Source organism: Staphylococcus sp. 17KM0847 (assembly GCF_013463155.1).
GTDB lineage: Bacteria > Bacillota > Bacilli > Staphylococcales > Staphylococcaceae > Staphylococcus.
This window is the reverse complement of sequence record NZ_CP040781.1, coordinates 1934666-1952645: the sequence shown is the minus strand read 5'-3', so window position 1 is coordinate 1952645 and position 17980 is coordinate 1934666. Positions and strand designations below refer to the sequence as shown.

18 protein-coding genes, 1 pseudogene and 1 riboswitch are annotated in these 17980 nt (G+C 34.4%); of the genes and pseudogenes, 13 read left to right on the top strand and 6 right to left on the bottom strand.

Going from position 1 to position 17980, the window contains the following annotated elements; all coding sequences use genetic code 11:
* Positions 1-129: 129 nt before the first annotated feature.
* Entirely contained in the window at positions 130-537 is a 408-nt protein-coding gene (locus FGL66_RS09470; protein ID WP_180809566.1) for a general stress protein, read from the bottom strand.
* Between the two features lie 182 nt (positions 538-719).
* Positions 720-822: riboswitch (purine riboswitch) on the top strand.
* A 187-nt stretch (positions 823-1009) separates the two neighbouring features.
* On the opposite strand from FGL66_RS09470, the gene xpt reads away from it, so the two are divergent.
* From xpt to guaA, 4 genes are read left to right on the top strand one after another with little or no spacing between them, the layout of a single operon-like run.
* A complete protein-coding gene (gene xpt / locus FGL66_RS09465) occupies positions 1010-1591 on the top strand; it encodes a xanthine phosphoribosyltransferase (protein WP_180809565.1) in 582 nt (193 codons plus the stop codon).
* On the top strand, positions 1591-2859 hold the full coding sequence (gene pbuX / locus FGL66_RS09460; RefSeq protein WP_180809564.1) for a xanthine permease PbuX: 1269 nt from the start codon (positions 1591-1593) through the stop codon (positions 2857-2859). The genes xpt and pbuX overlap by 1 nt, the downstream gene beginning before the upstream one ends.
* A 34-nt stretch (positions 2860-2893) precedes the next feature.
* Positions 2894-4360 carry an IMP dehydrogenase gene (gene guaB, locus FGL66_RS09455; RefSeq protein ID WP_180809563.1) on the top strand — a complete coding sequence of 489 codons (1467 nt, stop codon included), beginning with the start codon at positions 2894-2896 and terminating at the stop codon, positions 4358-4360.
* A gap of 21 nt (positions 4361-4381) precedes the next feature.
* Positions 4382-5923 (top strand): glutamine-hydrolyzing GMP synthase, encoded by a 1542-nt coding sequence (gene guaA, locus FGL66_RS09450; protein WP_180809562.1) that lies wholly within the window; start codon positions 4382-4384, stop codon positions 5921-5923.
* Between the two features lie 82 nt (positions 5924-6005).
* Here the strand turns inward: guaA and FGL66_RS10010 are convergent.
* Positions 6006-6155, bottom strand: a pseudogene (locus tag FGL66_RS10010) (site-specific integrase); the annotation flags it as partial.
* Positions 6156-6758: 603 nt separating this feature from the next.
* Here FGL66_RS10010 and FGL66_RS09445 point away from each other — a divergent pair.
* Positions 6759-7937, top strand: coding sequence for an Abi family protein (locus FGL66_RS09445; protein ID WP_258007277.1), 1179 nt, complete (start codon positions 6759-6761; stop codon positions 7935-7937).
* A gap of 425 nt (positions 7938-8362) precedes the next feature.
* Here FGL66_RS09445 and FGL66_RS09840 read toward each other — a convergent pair whose 3' ends face one another.
* The 3 genes from FGL66_RS09840 to FGL66_RS10035 all read right to left on the bottom strand — a co-directional run bounded on the left by FGL66_RS09840 (position 8363) and on the right by FGL66_RS10035 (position 9738).
* Positions 8363-8854: a transposase gene (locus FGL66_RS09840; RefSeq protein WP_258007276.1), complete on the bottom strand. Its 492-nt coding sequence runs from the start codon at positions 8852-8854 to the stop codon at positions 8363-8365.
* Between the two features lie 325 nt (positions 8855-9179).
* Complete coding sequence (locus FGL66_RS09835; RefSeq protein WP_258007275.1) at positions 9180-9431, bottom strand: hypothetical protein; 252 nt, start codon at positions 9429-9431, stop codon at positions 9180-9182.
* 82 nt (positions 9432-9513) lie between these two features.
* Complete coding sequence (locus FGL66_RS10035) at positions 9514-9738, bottom strand: transposase (RefSeq protein ID WP_500862566.1); 225 nt, start codon at positions 9736-9738, stop codon at positions 9514-9516.
* Between the two features lie 196 nt (positions 9739-9934).
* On the opposite strand from FGL66_RS10035, the gene FGL66_RS09435 reads away from it, so the two are divergent.
* The 8 genes from FGL66_RS09435 to FGL66_RS09400 all read left to right on the top strand — a co-directional run bounded on the left by FGL66_RS09435 (position 9935) and on the right by FGL66_RS09400 (position 17642).
* On the top strand, positions 9935-10693 hold the full coding sequence (locus FGL66_RS09435; protein WP_180809560.1) for a hypothetical protein: 759 nt from the start codon (positions 9935-9937) through the stop codon (positions 10691-10693).
* A 762-nt stretch (positions 10694-11455) separates the two neighbouring features.
* Positions 11456-12094: a hypothetical protein gene (locus tag FGL66_RS09430; protein WP_180809559.1), complete on the top strand. Its 639-nt coding sequence runs from the start codon at positions 11456-11458 to the stop codon at positions 12092-12094.
* Position 12095: 1 nt separating this feature from the next.
* A complete protein-coding gene (locus FGL66_RS09425) occupies positions 12096-12323 on the top strand; it encodes a hypothetical protein (protein WP_180809558.1) in 228 nt (75 codons plus the stop codon).
* Positions 12323-12742 carry a protein-export chaperone SecB gene (locus FGL66_RS09420; protein WP_180809557.1) on the top strand — a complete coding sequence of 140 codons (420 nt, stop codon included), beginning with the start codon at positions 12323-12325 and terminating at the stop codon, positions 12740-12742. Before FGL66_RS09425 ends, FGL66_RS09420 begins: the two co-directional genes overlap by 1 nt.
* 405 nt (positions 12743-13147) lie before the next feature.
* Positions 13148-13336, top strand: coding sequence for a hypothetical protein (locus FGL66_RS09415; RefSeq protein WP_180809556.1), 189 nt, complete (start codon positions 13148-13150; stop codon positions 13334-13336).
* A 232-nt stretch (positions 13337-13568) separates the two neighbouring features.
* Positions 13569-14027, top strand: coding sequence for a 2-thiouracil desulfurase family protein (locus FGL66_RS09410; protein WP_180809555.1), 459 nt, complete (start codon positions 13569-13571; stop codon positions 14025-14027).
* Positions 14028-14206: 179 nt separating this feature from the next.
* Entirely contained in the window at positions 14207-16819 is a 2613-nt protein-coding gene (gene ppdK / locus FGL66_RS09405; protein ID WP_180809554.1) for a pyruvate, phosphate dikinase, read from the top strand.
* Between the two features lie 16 nt (positions 16820-16835).
* Positions 16836-17642, top strand: coding sequence for a pyruvate, water dikinase regulatory protein (locus FGL66_RS09400; protein WP_258007274.1), 807 nt, complete (start codon positions 16836-16838; stop codon positions 17640-17642).
* A gap of 64 nt (positions 17643-17706) precedes the next feature.
* On the opposite strand, the gene FGL66_RS09395 is transcribed toward FGL66_RS09400, so the two are convergent.
* Positions 17707-17898 carry a hypothetical protein gene (locus tag FGL66_RS09395; RefSeq protein WP_180809552.1) on the bottom strand — a complete coding sequence of 64 codons (192 nt, stop codon included), beginning with the start codon at positions 17896-17898 and terminating at the stop codon, positions 17707-17709.
* Between the last annotated feature and the right edge of the window lie 82 nt (positions 17899-17980).

The window sequence follows — 17980 nt, the reverse complement described above, 5'->3', positions numbered from 1 at the left end:
TTGCATTTAGTATAACATATCTTGTTGCTGATAGATTTGTGGAAATATAGCTGTTTATGTAAAAGAAAATAAGACAAGAACCTTGATAATAAAAAGGTTCTTGTCTTATTTAAGGATAATCAAGTGCAACTACTCAATGTCGCCTTTATGTTCTGATGGATGGTGTTTAAATTCTTGTTGTTGATAAGCGCTGTTCGTTTCTGAAACTTCTGTTTGAGGTTGCGTTAATGTATTTACGAGAATCGCAATCTCACCGTTTGCCACTGCTTCTTTTAAGTGTGCTTTGTCAGAGTCAGCAAGATCAAATCGTGTAAATGCAGCTTCTTCAGGATCTTCTCCGATAAAGAAACGCATAAATTTGTCACTGACTGTACCTGTTGTGGATTTGTGTTTCACTTCAGAATTGTTGAAGCGATTTGTTTCGAATTTGTCTTTACTAATAATTGTAATTTCATGTTCCTTATAACCATCATTTAACAATGCATCAACAGCTTTAATCGCATCTGCTTCAGTTTTTACCAAATTAAATTGAGTCAACTGTGGCGCCTCCATTCATCATTAATTAATGTTAACGTACCCTATAACATAAAAACTTAAACTTTTAATATCTTTTATTATGTCTATAAACAATTGTATTTGTAAAGAAAATTATATAAAGTTCTGAAAATATGAGACTTCGCTTGGTAGTATTGCGAAAGGACAGTAAATTTGCTATTATCAGTTAATAATTTATTAGGACTCATATAATCTGAAGAATATGGCTTTAGAAGTTTCTACCATGTTGCCTTAAACAACATGACTATGAGTAATTACTACATCTGTAACACGCGACGTATGTTTGGTTTCATCATTGTGTGTCTATACATCATAAACAAATCGCAATGAATCTGTGCTAAATGAACGAATATAGCGTTATTTTACAATTGTATGACTATTACTCAAACACCTGAAACGATATTCTCCAGTTTTGGGTTTTTTTCATATCTTGAGGTATCAAGGAGGAATAGTTTTGGATGCATTAAAGAGAAAAGTCATTGAAGATGGTGTGGTGATTGATGAAACAATTCTCAAAGTAGACGGTTTTTTGAATCATCAAATTGATGCTGGATTGATGTATGAGATTGGTGAGGTGTTTTATCAGCAGTTTGGAAGTCAGGGTGTTACAAAAATTTTGACAATTGAGGCATCAGGTATTGCGCCAGCGATTATGGCAGCACATCGTTTTAATGTTCCTTGTTTATTTGCAAAAAAGGCAAAACCGAATACGCTGAGCAAAGGGTATTATCAGACAGATGTTCACTCATTTACTAAAAACAAGACTAATACAGTTATTGTTTCAACCGAGTTTTTATCTGAGGAAGACAACGTCCTCATTATTGACGACTTTTTAGCGAATGGTGAAGCCGCACTAGGTTTACATCGTCTAGCACAACAGGCAGGTGCTAAAACAGTCGGTGTAGGGATATTGGTTGAGAAAAGTTTCCAACCCGGACGTACTCGCCTAGAAGAAGCAGGACTGACAGTTTCATCACTTTGTCAAGTTGCCTCTTTAAAAGGAAATAAAGTAACGTTGCTAGGAGATGCAGAGTAATGAAACGTTTTTTATTAAGTCTACAACATTTATTGGCGATGTATGCGGGGGCCATTTTAGTCCCTATCATTGTCGGAACAAGCTTAGATTTTTCAAACGAACAAATTGCGTACCTTGTAACCGTTGATATTTTTATGTGTGGTATCGCTACTTTTTTACAAGTCTATAAAGGTATAGGGATAGGACTGCCGGTCGTCTTAGGATGTACGTTTACTGCGGTAGCACCCATGATTTTAATCGGTCAGACAAAAGGGATAGATGTCTTGTACGGTTCACTCTTTTTATCAGGGTTAATGGTTATTTTAATTGCACCATTTTTTGCCTCATTGGTTAAACTTTTTCCACCAGTTGTAACAGGAAGTGTCGTAACAATTATTGGTATTACACTTATGCCTGTTGCAATGAACTACTTAGCAGGTGGGCAGGGTGCTAAAGACTATGGGGATCCAAAACATATTATTTTAGGACTAGTGACACTTGTTATTATTTTAATATTACAGCGTTTTGCACAGGGGTTCTTAAAGTCTATCGCAATCTTATTGGGACTTATTATTGGCACTATCGTTGCTAGTGTGTTTGGATTAGTTGATCTTCATCAGGTAGGTCAAGCACATTGGTTTGAATTGCCGAGACCTTTTCGATTTACAGGATTTGCATTTGACTTCGGTGCAACGATTGTCTTTTTTATTGTCGCACTTGTAAGTCTGATTGAATCAACAGGGGTTTATCATGCATTAAGTGAAATTACCGGCAAATCTTTAACGCGTAAAGACTTTCGAAAAGGCTATATGGCAGAAGGTATGGCGATTACGTTAGGTTCGATTTTTAATGCATTTCCGTACACTGCATATTCACAAAATGTGGGACTTGTATCGTTATCAGGTGCAAAAAAGAATGATGTGATTTATGGCATGGTGATTTTGCTTGTTATTTGTGGTTGCATACCTAAGCTAGGGGCATTGGCTAATATCATTCCATTGTCTGTACTTGGAGGTGCTATGTTAGCAATGTTTGGTATGGTTATGGCGTACGGTATGCGTATTCTCAATGATATTAACTTTAAAAATCAAAACAACTTGCTTGTGATCGCCATTTCAGTTGGATTGGGGGCAGGTATCACAGCAGTGCCTGAAGCATTTCAAGCATTAGGTGAGCAGTTTGCATGGTTTACACAAAACGGTATTGTACTAGGCACTGTGTCAGCAATTGTATTAAATTTGTTTTTTAATGGTCTAAACTATCAACAAAATCAAGAAAATGTGAAATAATATAACTAACAATTTGAATGGAGGCTGTATAGAAATGTGGGAAAACAAGTTTGTAAAAGAAGCGTTAACGTTTGATGATGTATTGCTTATCCCGGCTGAATCAAATGTATTACCAAAAGAAGTGGATTTAAGTGTGTCACTATCAGATAAGATTAAGTTGAACATTCCAATCGTATCAGCAGGTATGGACACAGTCACAGAGTCAAAAATGGCAATCGCAATGGCACGTCAAGGCGGTCTAGGTGTTATTCATAAAAATATGAGCATTGAAGACCAAGCAGACGAAGTACAAAAGGTAAAACGCTCAGAAAATGGTGTCATTACAGATCCATTTTATTTAACGCCAGAAGAGAGTGTCTACGAAGCAGAAGCACTAATGGGTAAATACCGTATTTCAGGTGTACCTATCGTTGACAATAAAGAAACACGAAAACTTGTCGGTATTCTTACAAATCGTGATTTGAGATTTATTGAAGACTTTTCGATCAAAATCTCAGATGTAATGACAAAAGAAGACTTAATTACAGCTCCAGTCGGTACAACATTAGAAGAAGCAGAAAAAATTCTTCAAACACATCGTATTGAAAAGTTACCATTAGTAGAAAATGGTGTTTTAGAAGGTCTTATTACTATTAAAGATATTGAAAAAGTACATGAATATCCATATTCAGCTAAAGATGATCATGGGCGTTTACTTGTTGCAGCAGCAATCGGCATTGCAAAAGATACAGCAATTCGTGCGAAAAAACTAGTAGAAGCGGGCGTGGATGCATTAGTTATTGATACAGCACATGGCCATTCCCAAGGTGTCATCGATCAAGTTAAACACGTAAAAGAAACTTATCCAGAAATTACAGTGATAGCAGGTAATGTTGCAACAGCAGCAGGAACAAAAGCATTGTTTGAAGCCGGTGCAGATGTAGTCAAAGTAGGTATCGGACCGGGATCTATTTGTACGACACGTGTGGTGGCAGGTGTAGGTGTACCACAAATTACAGCAATTTATGACTGCGCCACTGAAGCACGCAACCATGGCAAAGCAATTATTGCAGACGGCGGTATTAAATTCTCTGGTGATATCGTTAAAGCACTTGCAGCTGGTGGACATGCCGTAATGCTAGGCAGCTTATTAGCAGGAACGAAAGAAAGTCCGGGACAAGTCGAAATGTTCCAAGGACGTCAATATAAAGTATATCGTGGTATGGGATCACTAGGTGCGATGGCAAGCGGTTCAAACGATCGTTATTTCCAAGAAGATAAAACCCCTAAAAAATATGTACCAGAAGGTGTAGAGGGTCGAATTGATTACAAAGGACCTTTACAAGATACGATTTATCAACTTATTGGTGGTGTGAAGAGCGGTATGGGTTATACAGGCTCTCATAACTTACAACAACTCCGTGATGAAGCACAATTTACAAAAATGAGTGCGGCAGGTCTAGCGGAGAGTCATCCACATGATGTTCAAATTACAAAAGAATCACCAAACTACTCATTCTAAGGTTAAAGGAGTACAAATAGTATGGAAATGGCAAAAGAACAAGAGCTTATTCTTGTCCTAGATTTTGGTAGTCAGTATAACCAATTAATTACACGTCGTATTCGTGAAATGGGCGTATACAGTGAACTGCATGACCATGAGATTTCAATCGATGAGATTAAAAAGATGAATCCTAAAGGCATCATCTTATCAGGAGGTCCAAACTCAGTATATGAAGCGGACGCTTTTACAATTGATCCAGAAATATATCACTTAGGTGTACCTGTACTAGGTATTTGCTACGGGATGCAGCTGACGACCAAGCTATTAGGTGGCAAAGTAGAGCGTGCGAATGAGCGAGAGTATGGCAAAGCAATCATCAAAGCAAAATCAGACGAACTTTTCCACGGTTTACCGGAAGAACAGACGGTATGGATGAGTCATTCAGATAAAGTGATTGAAATTCCAGAAGGTTTTGAAGTAATTGCAGATAGTCCAAGTACACAATATGCAGCAATAGAAGACAAGTCACGTCGCATCTATGGTGTGCAGTTCCACCCAGAAGTACGTCATACAGAGTTTGGCAATGATTTACTACGCAATTTTGTTCGTCGTGTTTGTCAATGTACAGGCGAATGGACGATGGAAAACTTTATCGACATTGAAGTGCAGAAAATTCGTGAAAAAGTGGGCTCACGTAAAGTATTGTGTGCAATGAGTGGCGGTGTAGACTCATCTGTTGTCGCGGTATTGTTACACAAAGCTATTGGTGATCAATTGACATGTATTTTTGTGGATCACGGCTTATTGCGTAAAGGTGAAGGCGACATGGTTATGGAGCAGTTTGCGGAAGGCTTCAATATGAATATCATCCGTGTTAACGCAGAAGAACGTTTTATGTCAAAACTGGCAGGTGTTTCAGATCCAGAAAAGAAACGTAAAATTATTGGAAACGAATTTGTGTACGTTTTTGACGATGAAGCATCCAAGCTAGAAGGGGTAGACTTCCTTGCACAAGGCACACTCTACACAGATGTTATTGAGTCGGGAACAAAGACGGCACAAACAATCAAGTCACACCATAATGTAGGTGGACTACCAGAAGACATGGAATTCGAACTGATCGAACCAATTAACACATTGTTCAAAGATGAAGTGCGTGCCCTTGGTATCGAGTTGGGTATTCCTGAACACCTCGTTTGGCGTCAACCTTTCCCAGGCCCAGGTCTAGGAATTCGAGTTCTTGGTGAGATTACAGAAGATAAGTTAGAAATTGTCCGTGAATCAGATGCGATATTACGAGAAGTTATTCGTGAAGAAGGTTTAGAGCGTGACATCTGGCAATACTTTACAGTTCTTCCGGATATCCGTTCTGTTGGTGTAATGGGCGACTATCGTACATACGACTATACAGTAGGTGTTCGTGCAGTCACATCAATCGACGGTATGACGAGTGACTTTGCTCGTATTGATTGGGAAGTGTTACAAAAGATCTCTACACGTATTGTAAATGAGGTAGACCACGTTAACCGTGTTGTGTATGATATTACATCTAAACCCCCAAGTACAATCGAATGGGAATAATTAAATAGTATGTAATTTAAGGCTAGAATGACCGTTGTTGCACGGTTTCTAGCCTTTTTGTTTTATCTTTGAATACGTTCGGCTAGAAATTGATGTATTTCGCAAATTTTTCAGCGACTTGATCCCGTTGTTTTTCAGTGACGTGTGCGTATATATCCATTGTAGTTTTTATATCGTCATGACTTAGTCTATCTTGTATCTATTGGATAGATAGACTCTCTTCAAATTTGAGGAATTAGCTGACACATAGCAAACTTCTATTTACAGTACGTCGATGACCGTGTTGGCGAATGTTAACCGTTTCAAAATAATGTAAGTTCATTTGCAACATTATGCAAAATATCACCGTAATTTTTAGTAAGGTTTTGACAAGATAAGGGGGTCTCAAATCACGACACCATATATAAGTACACCAACCATATTGCTATTGTGGTAACGTGGATATAAATAAAGGGAATTCTCTAAAAATAAGCGTATGCACCGTTCTATTGGGTGGCTTACTTAGGTCTGTCTTTCAGTGCGGGGGTGAGCAGTAAACAAATAGTATAATAATAGTGGTAGTTTTTGTGAGGATATTAGAATGTTTTTCATCTGTGTAGTTATTATATGGCATAAATGACTCGGTTATTATAAAAAAGTTGTTGACACAATATATAGTGTTTTTTACTCCGATCATCTTTAAAGTAAGCTATAATTTTGGTTTAAAACACAATATATAGTGTTAGACTTTTCATAGAGTTTAATAAGGCTAATATGTTATTATAATAGATGAATGATCTAATGGGCCAATGAGTTTATCTCAAATGGCCCCTTTTTTATGGGGGATAGTAGGTTTATGGATGAAAAGGTATATAAAACAGTTGATGAAAGAATAGAAATATTGAAGTCAAGAAATATGCAGATAAGAAAAAATGCGACAAGAGAAATAAAAATTCTGGAAAGCAACAATTATTATAACTTAATAAATGGATACAAACATTTGTTTTTGGATTATGAAGAAATGAAAAAAAGAGGTAATAAAGAAGATTTTTATAGAAATGGTACTAAGCCAAGTGAATTATATGAAGTAATGCAATATGATAATAATATGCGCAGTATATTTTTACAGTACCTTTTATATATAGAGGAGAAAGTAAAGCACGCTATTGTGCAAGCTTTTTATGAAAATCACACTCATGAAAACTTACATAAAGAGTTTGAATACTTAAAAGACAAGTACTATAATACTACAAAAACTTACTTTATTGAAAGAACAAACAATAAGGTCCATTACCAATATACATACACTAGTAAAAAAGATGGAATACCAGTGCGCAGTCAAATTATTTCAGAATCTGATTATATACCTTTAAGTAGAGAAAAAGAGTATAAAAAATTTTATGATAATGTAACATCGGTTATTAGAGATCAAAAAGGTAAAAAAGAATCAATAAAGTCATATAAAAATAATCATGGATACGTGCCTCTTTGGATATTGACTAATATTTTAACTTTAGGTAACATCAGCCATTTATTTATAATTTTAACAGATAATGTAGCTTTTAGAGCAATGGACATACTTGGAATAACTCACAAAAATAAGGAAGAAGATTTATATAATATGTATAAGGTTTTAGGCATATTAACTTTGTATCGAAATATTTGTGCTCATAATGAGCGTTTCATTTGCACTTCTCATGGAAAAAATATTGACGATTATTTTATGGATTTTGGTAAATCATTACCTTACTATAAAGACCCTAAAAATCATAATGCTAAATTAAAAAAATACCAAATAAAAGCGAGAAGAAAATGTAAACATGGTATGTTTTCTCTGGTTTTTAGTATTTCTATATTTTTAGATAATAAAGAAAGAAAAGATTTTGTTAAGAGCATAAAAAAAGAGGATAATAAAATTAATAATAGAATTAAAACAATTGAAATTGATATCTTAAAAAAAGATATTGGTTTAAAATTAGACGTTCAGAAGCATGTCAGTTTGATTAAAGATAATAATATTAATGCCAATGTTTGAATGGTCTGATGTGATTTAAGTTTAATTATAAACCATTTCACGCATGCAGGCATTGAATACGTTATTTAATAATTGATGTAAGTTGATAAGAAGTACCCCATATCAAAGCAATGATATATCAATGGTTATAAGTTAATACAAACCAACGAAAAACAGTCATTTCATCGACTGGGAATAGAAGTATAGGAAATGATAGAGGGGGCTGGGACATAAGGTTTCAGTTCCAATAAGAGAAACACCACTGTACTTTGTTGAAAATTAACACTTATCTTGCTGATTTTCTTATATTTAGTGCCGTAAGGGCATTTACAATCTCATATTCGACTTTAGATTGGGTACGTAAGACAATCTTTTGAAACCGAAATTAGCCTTCAGATTTCCGAAAGCTGATTCGACATCTATTTTACTTTTTTTGTAGATGCCATTCATTTTGGGGTCTGAAAGCAATTTTTTGTATAATTTTTTAGGAATTCCCAAGTGAAGTTTTTAAGTAATTTTTTATTTGTATTCGGATTTTTAGCTTGTTTCATACATTTGCTTCGCAATGGACAATCGAAACAATCTTCACATCTGTATTCTTTAAAATCTCGACGATAACCGTAATAATCATGTCTAATTCTATATTTGAAGAAATGCAACTCTTTATTATTAGGACACAAGTAATAGTCGTCTAATTCATTGTATCTCCAATTTGAAGAGATAAACGGATCATTTTTAAATTTCTTTTTCCCTTCTTTAATATACATTCCATAAGTGATTAGTGGCGTCTTTTCAAAATCATCCAGTACCATTTTATAATTACTTTCACTACCATAACCTGCATCAACTACAATATACTCAGGAATATCACCATACAAATCTTTCATTTCATTCAAAAATGGTTCTAGTGTCCTTGTATCTCCTGGATTATTATACACATCGTAGGCTAGTATAAATTGATTATTCGTTACTATTTGCAGGTTATAGCCCGGTTTTCATGTGGTCATCTTTCATTCTTATAAATGTCACATCATGATCTGTTGTTGAATAACTCTTTCTATTACCATAAATTTTCTTTTGTTTCTAATACTTAATTTTGCGTTCTCTAAAATCATTAATTGCGTTTTTGTTTTTCTTAATTTGACTTTGTTGCTTTCTCAATTTTTTACGTTCTTGAGTATGAGCAGTGCTGTTAATTTGAGAAGTTAAATGTTTTTCTTTGTTCTCTAGATATGTTTCAATTTGAGTCATCTCTTCTTTTGATCATTCTTTTGAAGATTCTTTTTTAATTTCTGGAATAATTTTCTCAGCTACTAAAGTTTCGTAGAGTGTGTGGGACTTTTCAACAACCGATTGGCTGAACATTTTAGTATTTGCCAGCCATTGAAACGTATATTTATTGGCATTTGCTTCAAGCTTAGTTCCATCTATGTAAACAACATCTTCAGATATTAATTTATCTTCAATTAACTGAGCTCTAAAACCCACAAATAAGGTTTGTAAAATCCCTATCATATGTGGGTTCACTCTGAATCTATTTATAGTTCTGTAAGAAGGTGTTTGTCCTTGGGCAAGCCACATAAGACGACAGCTATCTTTAAGAAGGAATTCTATTTTGCGCCCTGAAAAAAATAGATTGAGAATAGCTATAAAGAAGTATTTTTAACATCATCTTTGGATGGTAAGAAGAGGGACCTCTATGGGTATAATAGTTATTAAACTCCTCATCAGGTATAGATTCAACAATATGATTAATAATAGTAGAAATATCGTTTTGAGGAAATGTAATTTCCGTTTCAATTGGTAGTGTTAGTTGAGACATCTTATAATGTTTGTACTTATAAAGTTCCTCCGTATCGTTTTGTTTGTGGTTATTCATTATTATACGTGAGGACTTTATTTTTTGACTAGAAATTATGTCCCAGCCCCTTCTTTTTATGTTTATTATAGATGTTATATCTTACATTTTATAACATTATTTTGTATGATAAATAAAAAATAGGAGGGTATATCATAAAATGAAAGTAATAGGAGATTTAAAAGGATTGTTTAAATTTGAAAAGAAATTTAATACAGATTTAATGCCTGCAAAATTGAGTGTAGAAGATATATCGGATTTAATATTATTTTTATGCTTTCAAATTATTAGTTTTCTTTTAATATTGATAAATATAATTTTTACTAAAAAAGACAATTTCCTAATGTGGCTTGATCTAATAATTATAGGTGTTTTTTTATTATGTTCGCTTGCGATCTTTTCAATCTTCAAAGATGATATTGAAAGACATAACCTAAGATATTTATTTTATAAAGAATTAAAAACACAAAATGGTGAGGGAGAGTCGGTCGTTTCTAATGAGCCAAGAAAAGTTTACAAAATAGATAGATATTTTTATGACATTACAGAAAAAAAGACAATACAATATACCTTAAAAGAAGAGGTCAAAGGTGCTGACGAAAAAAATGATCTAAAATTTAATGCTAGGTATGTAAAGACAAGGTTGCTGGAGAATGATAATAGTTATGAATTAATAGAAACTTTTAATGGAGAAAAATATAAAAGTGGTTGTTTTTTAATCTGGTCGATAGTTCAAGTATGTTCATGTGTTATTTCTTTAGGTTTATCACTTATTGAAGATGTAAAAAATATATATTGTTTAATATTAATACATGGTATTCCTGCACTTTTTGCAATCATTTGGTTATGGTGTTTAGTTCAACATATAAATTTTAACGCAGAGAAAGAGAATATCTCTAAAATTATGAAGGAATTATAACTAATGTTACAATCTAATGAAACTCTTCTGAGAAACCCCTATCTTGTAGTGAGGAATGGCGTTTTAGGGTACCGTAAACATTATACCACGAATAAGTTATGCTTCTTACATGTGGGGGAGCAATTTGTTTTTCCTTGGTTTGAGGTGGTGAAAAAACTATAGCAATAAATTAGGTTGTTATTGAATCAACATAAGTTTTTATAGTGATAATGGCTTAAATGGATTCTTAACATTCGGAATAACATTAGTAATAATATCACTATAAACTTATAAATATTGATACATAATCTCTTTGATAGAGTGTGAAGAGTTTTGAAGCAGATTCTATGATGAATTGGGAGTTATATATATTTAAGGCTAGAATCCCCGTTATTGTGGGGTTTCTAGCTTTTTTGCTTTGTGAGAGTACAAAATTCTAGTATATAGCGTTGTCTGTATGATTGTCATACACGCTTACAATGAATTGCTATATTATTGTTCAATTTGGAGGTATAGAGTCGTTAAGGATTGTAATAAAGTGATATAAATGGTTGTCGTATTTTGAATAATTGATAAGCAATAGGGCGAATGCACGAATTAAAAGGATATTTAATATCATTAAAAAGTATTATAAAGTGCAGGAGTGATGCAAATTGTCTGTGCTATTAGTGTTAAAGATAACTTTGTTTATTTTAATACTTAATTTAGAAAATTATTGACGGTCTTTTGATTTGAAAGAGATAATAAGACTACTTTAATTTTGTAATAACAGGTGATATCGTAATGAGCTTAACATCACAAAGTAGCGCAAAATACATTATTGGTTATCATGCGACAAAAAAGGACAATGTTGAAGAAATATTGAGAACTCAATGTTTTAAGTATAATAGGTTTAACCGAAAAGTCGTATCTTTACGAGGCAATGCCAAAACAAAAATGCCTAATGACTTAGGAAATGGTGCTTATTTTTTTATAGAAGATCAACGGTTTGTGGTTTCAGCTCAAGAGGTCGCCAAAGCTTATTATAAAAAGGTTAAACAAGCTTCAACTAAATATGATGGTGCGATTATTAAGGCGATGTTAGATAAGTCTGAACGTTTTCTAGGTATTAATTTTAATGAAGCGAGAAATATAATGTTATTTAATGCATACAAAAAAGAAAACCTTTCTAAAATAAATAAGATATTTAATGATGCAATGATTTCTAATAAAACTTACCAAAGAGCTAAAAGAGAGGGGAGAATAGATGGGTTAGCCATAGAGATGTTGATACTCTCATTAGAATCTGAAAATCAGAATATTGATTATGTCATGCTTGATACGCAAATAGAGGTCGATCATCTCATAACAAGAATTCCTAATGCACAAGAAATATGTATTAGGAATCAAAAGATGATTACTAAATTAGAAGAGGTAAAATAATATGGAAATTTTTTTAGATGAAGTTTTAGATATAAATAATTTGGAGATGAGTGACGAATTATTCGAAGTGTTTTTAGAGCGCATGGGTATAAAGTTAGTAGAAGATAAAGCGAGTGCTTACAGAAAGAACGTAGATACGTTATTAAATGAAAAAGATAGAGAGATTAACATAACATGTACATTGAATCATGATATTACGCCAAATAGTCAGCGAGGAGTTGCTGCATAATGGCAGGATTGAAGCTTAAAAACTTTATCGTTGATAAGATGTTATTCAAAGGAAATCCTAATTATATTCCTGAAGAAGATGGGATTGAAATGGACCCGCATATTTCTGTTGAAATTTCTAAAAAGGATCAAAGTGCAGTTGTTAAAATAGATGTTGAAATGAATTATGATTTAGAGAATCCGGTTTATCTTGTTGAGGTTGCTATTGTCGGTGTTTTTGAATATAACCCAGAAGAAGGTGAAGGTGTTACATTTGATGAATTGCTGAGTTCAAATGCGATTGCTATTTTATATCCATATGTTCGAACAATTATCAGTGACTTAACGGCAAGAAGCCACACATATCCCCACTTTACATTGCCAATTATTAATGTTGTGAAAATGTTAAGAGAAGAAGATGGCATTAGATTTGTGGATTGAATCGTGTATTCAAATTAATTTTTTCACTGTATTGGTCAAGGTGTAGATTTTATTTAATAGATAGCCTATTTTTATGTTTCGATATAATGAACGGATACTGGTGATATAAGTTGAGTCAACAGGTATTTTTTATGTGCAGAAAGCTTCCAAAAGTGAATCGTGTATGTTACAGTGTATGATGGTTTAAGACAGGATATGCATAATTTTAGAGTTACTTTAATATGTGAGTATGGGACAGAAGATACTTTAAAGTAAGTGTTTTTAATGTCTTGTTTTCAACAATAGCAATATGATGACGCATTTAATGTTAGACTTCCCCGGTCGAATTAAATGCGATTTTATTATGCATATTCAATCTTCGAGTAGCAATTGTTGATTGGATTCAAACTAAGGAGGATATGTAAAGTGAAGATGGTCATGACTTTTTTTATGACAACATTATTGAGTTTTATTGGCTTTTCCATTGCGGGTTTTCTTGCAAGCAATATTGAATGGTTTCAGATTGCAGGTATGTCAGCATTAGTGGGTTTATTAATAACTTGGACTTTTAATCCGATTACGCCATTTAATTTTAAAAAGCAACATCAATCATAGGTTGTATTGAGTCAAATTCATATAGCTCTTATAACAACAGGCTAGGATATAGTCGATTTTTTAAATAAGTGAGTAAATATCTGAAGTGAAGGTGTGTTTTAACAAACTTTTTACTTTGGACTATTATTGCCGAGGCGGGACTAAGAAAGCTTTTTCAAAAGTGAGTATGCTTAGTCCTGTTTTCTTTATGTTGTGTCATAATAGAAAGTAATACAGTAGGAGGTGAGGAGTAGTGATTGGTGTCAGTGCATGTTTAATAGGACATGAAGTTCGGTATGATGGAGGGCATAAGCGCCAAAAAGAACTACAACAATTGGTAGATGAGGGGCGTGCAGTTCCAATATGTCCAGAGGTTTTAGGTGGGCTGTCTACACCACGTGAACCTTCTGAAATAGTAGATGGTGACGGTATGTCTGTCTGGAAAGGGCAAAAGCGTGTAAAAACTGTGTCCAATCATGATGTGACAGATGCTTTCACACTAGGGGCACAACGCGCATTAGCATTACTTCAATCCTACAATATTGATACAGTGATTTTAAAAGAAGGCAGTCCATCATGTGGGAGTACAGAAATATATGATGGTGGATTTCAAGGGATGAAAAAAGCAGGTATGGGTGTGACGACAGCATTATTACAATATCACGGTATTCAAGTGTATAACGAGTATAATTGGCATATGTTAAATATATAATGAGTCGAGCGGTACGATAACAATGTGTTTAAAAGTTATTGTGCTGTTTTTTTATGATTTAATTCGATAGAAGTGATAACTTTTTATAATATAAGACATTTTTAATTGTCATTTCTGTATTAATGTGACATACTTTTATATATTAGTATGACACATTAAATTTTATGAGGTGAACTAGTATGGCAAAGTTAGTCTATGCTTTTGATGAAGGTCACAAAGATTTGAAAGACTTGTTAGGTGGTAAAGGTGCGAATCTATCAGAGATGAAGCGATTAGGTCTTCCAGTACCTGATGGTTTTACAATTACCACGGAAGCATGTATTGATTATCTACAACGTGGTCAAGCATTGTCTGAAGAAGTCAAACAACAAATACAAGTGCAATTAGATGCTTTTTCTGAGCGTACAGGTAAAGCTTTTTCCTCAGATGACAACTTACTACTTGTTTCTGTACGAAGTGGTGCTAAAATTTCGATGCCGGGTATGATGGATACAATCTTAAATCTAGGTTTAAATGATGAGAATGTTGAGAAATTAGCACAGAAGACCAATGATGCACGTTTTGCTTATGATTGTTATCGCCGTTTACTTCAAATGTTTGGAGAAGTTGTTTATAACATTCCTATGACGTCATTTGATACATATTTTAATCAATATAAGCGAGAACACGGATATGATAATGATGCAGATATTCCAGCAGAAGATTTAAAAGTCATCTGTCAGCACTATAAAGAAGTCTATATAGAAGAGGTATATAAGCCATTTCCGCAAGAACCGATTCATCAGCTATTGGAAGCGGTAGAAGCGGTGTTTAAGTCATGGGATAATGATCGTGCTCGTGTATATCGTGAGCTCAATGATATCCCACATGACATAGGCACAGCTGTTAATGTACAAGAGATGGTATTCGGCAATAGTGGCTCAAAAAGTGGAACGGGTGTTGCATTTACACGTAATCCAGTAACAGGTGAGGCAAAGTTATTTGGGGAGTATTTGCTAAATGCACAAGGAGAAGATGTTGTTGCCGGTATTCGTACACCTCAGGATATTGCGACGCTTAAGGCCCAATTACCACATGTACATGAGGCGTTTGTGAAGGTATCAGAACAGCTTGAGGCACATTATAAAGATATGCAGGATATTGAATTCACAATTGAGAATGAGCAACTTTATATCTTACAAACGCGTAATGGTAAACGTACTGCTAAAGCGGCAATTCAAATTGCAGTAGACCTTGTAGAAGAAGGAGTATTGAATAAGAAAGAAGCTGTAACAAAAGTAGATGTTAAGTCTATTGATACATTGCTACATCCGACATTTGAAGAAGAAGCATTAAATGCTGCAGAAGTTATTTCGAAAGCAGGTTTACCGGCAAGTCCGGGTGCAGCAACTGGACGTGTTGTTTTTTCAGCTGAAGATGCAAAGTTATGCGCTGAACAAGGGGAGAAAGTTATTTTAATGCGTCCAGAAACATCACCTGAAGATATTGAGGGGATGATTGCGAGTGAAGCGATTGTTACAACACATGGTGGTATGACATCTCATGCAGCGGTTGTAGCTCGAGGCATGGGTAAATGCTGTGTTACAGGATGTTCCGATTTAGAAATAGATACAGTGAATAAAGTTGTTACTTACTCAGGTGGTAAAATTCATGAACATGATGAAGTGTCAGTAGATGGTGCGAATGGTGATATTTATGTTGGTGCCATTGAAACAACACATGCTGAAAATAGTGAAGCTTTCGACCAGTTTATGCAATGGACTGAAGAAGTAGCAAGATTAAAAGTACGAATGAATGCTGAAACAAAGACTGATATTGAATCAGGTTATCAATTTAATGCAACAGGTATAGGTCTTGTGCGCACGGAACATATGTTTTTTGGTGCGGAACGCTTAGTAGAGATGCGTCGCTTTATTCTATCATCCGATCGAGAAGCGCGTATGCAAGCATTAAATAAAATAAGAGGTTACCAAACAGAAGATTTTGAACAAATATTCCGCTTATCTGGTGAACGACCAACGATTGTCCGTTTATTAGACCCACCATTACATGAATTTTTACCAAAAGGTGACGTGGAAGTTCGCAATGTTGCAGAACAACTTAATATTTCAGAGCAACAGCTCAATAAACGTATCGCAGAATTACATGAAACAAATCCGATGCTTGGACATCGTGGTTGTCGACTAGCGATTACTTATCCTGAATTATATGTGATGCAAGCGGAAGCCATTATGGGAAGTGTTGCACGTCTGAAAGCAGAAGGTATTGAATGTCATCCGGAAATTATGGTACCACTTGTTTCTACAGTTGAAGAGTTTAAAATATTGAAGACACAGATTGTGGAATGTATTGATCGTATTGCTCAAGAAACAGGACAAACACTATCTTATTTAATCGGTACAATGATTGAAACACCTCGAGCATGCTTGATTGCAAATGATTTAGCAGAAGTATGTGACTTCTTTAGCTTTGGTACAAATGATTTAACACAATTAACATACGGCTTCTCACGTGATGATGCCGGCAAGTTTATTAATGAGTATGTAACAAATGCAATTTTAAAAGTAGATCCATTCCAAACTATTGATGTGGATGGTGTCGGTGCATTGATTCGCATCGCAGTAGAAAAAGCGAAAGAAGTCAATCTAAATATTAAAATAGGCGTTTGTGGAGAGCTAGGCGGTGACCCTAAGTCTATCCGTTATTTTAATGGCTTAGATATTGATTATGTATCATGTTCACCATTTAGAGTACCGGGTGCGATGTTGGCAGCAGCACAAAGCGAGGTTTAGAGAGGACGAGGTATGTGTGAGTAAGCAGTTAACAATATTCATTGTGTCAGACTCTTTAGGAGAAACGGCACAACGTATGACACATGCGGTGATGGGACAGTTTCCTAATCTTGAGCAAATTGAAATCAAAAAGTTTCCATTCATTAATAATGAAGAAGACTTGTATCGTATATTGGAACTTGCTGTGACAAAAGGTGCGATTGTGGTAACAACAATTGTCTCGCGTCATTACAATAATATGGGAAAGGCTTATGCAGTAGAACACGGGATTCCTTATGTGGATTATATGTCGGAATTGATGGGGTTTGTACAAGAAAAGACAGGTATCGCTCCGACATCAGAGACAGGTATGATACGGAAAATGGACGATGATTATTTCAAGCGTATTGAAGCTATTGAGTATTCTGTGAAATATGATGATGGTAAACATTTTACAGATATTGGAGAAGCGGATGCGTTAATTTTGGGTGTTTCACGTACATCAAAGACACCACTGAGTATGTATTTAGCAAACAAGGGGTACAAAGTTGCGAATATTCCTCTCGTGCCTGAAGTCAAAATTCCAGATGAAGTATTCAAGCAAAAGCATCTTAAAGTCTTTGGTTTAACAGCAAGTCCGCAATATATCATGAATATACGAACTGAGCGTGTGAAAGTGCTTGGGATTTCTGGAAAAGCATATTACAATGACTTGGCACGTATTAAACAAGAGCTCGCGTATGCAGAAGAAATTTTTGATCGCTTGAATGCAATAGTGATTAATACAGAATATCGTTCGATTGAAGAGTCTGCGTTTTATATTGAGAAATATTTACAAAAATAAAAAAACGGCACATTTTGATAATTATTTCAAAATGTGTCGTCTTTTTATGATGATTTTGTAGTTATTATTTGACACGTTTATTATTATGGTCTGTTGTCGGTACGATAAAATAGAGTACTGCAAAGATAAAGACAGATAGAAATGTTACAGTTGCAGTAACTGCAGGACTCAAGTTAAACAATACAGACGATAATGCACACAATGTACTTGCGATAATCACAATAAGGTAAATGCGTTCTTTTATCTTTTGTGCCATATTTTTCACCTCTTTATTCAATTTAATCATACCAAAAGTATTTGGATATTCAATATTTGCACAGAATTTTCATAATATTTTT

Excerpts from the sequence above, each read along its gene's own strand:
- pbuX (WP_180809564.1), top strand. The coding sequence starts at position 1,591 with ATGAAACGTTTTTTATTAAGTCTACAACATTTATTGGCGATGTATGCG.
- guaB (WP_180809563.1), top strand. The coding sequence starts at position 2,894 with ATGTGGGAAAACAAGTTTGTAAAAGAAGCGTTAACGTTTGATGATGTA.
- guaA (WP_180809562.1), top strand. The coding sequence starts at position 4,382 with ATGGAAATGGCAAAAGAACAAGAGCTTATTCTTGTCCTAGATTTTGGT.
- FGL66_RS09445 (WP_258007277.1), top strand. The coding sequence starts at position 6,759 with ATGGATGAAAAGGTATATAAAACAGTTGATGAAAGAATAGAAATATTG.
- FGL66_RS09835 (WP_258007275.1), bottom strand. The coding sequence starts at position 9,431 with ATGATAGGGATTTTACAAACCTTATTTGTGGGTTTTAGAGCTCAGTTA.
- FGL66_RS10035 (WP_500862566.1), bottom strand. The coding sequence starts at position 9,738 with ATGTCTCAACTAACACTACCAATTGAAACGGAAATTACATTTCCTCAA.
- FGL66_RS09435 (WP_180809560.1), top strand. The coding sequence starts at position 9,935 with ATGAAAGTAATAGGAGATTTAAAAGGATTGTTTAAATTTGAAAAGAAA.
- FGL66_RS09430 (WP_180809559.1), top strand. The coding sequence starts at position 11,456 with ATGAGCTTAACATCACAAAGTAGCGCAAAATACATTATTGGTTATCAT.
- FGL66_RS09425 (WP_180809558.1), top strand. The coding sequence starts at position 12,096 with ATGGAAATTTTTTTAGATGAAGTTTTAGATATAAATAATTTGGAGATG.
- FGL66_RS09420 (WP_180809557.1), top strand. The coding sequence starts at position 12,323 with ATGGCAGGATTGAAGCTTAAAAACTTTATCGTTGATAAGATGTTATTC.
- ppdK (WP_180809554.1), top strand. The coding sequence starts at position 14,207 with ATGGCAAAGTTAGTCTATGCTTTTGATGAAGGTCACAAAGATTTGAAA.
- FGL66_RS09395 (WP_180809552.1), bottom strand. The coding sequence starts at position 17,898 with ATGGCACAAAAGATAAAAGAACGCATTTACCTTATTGTGATTATCGCA.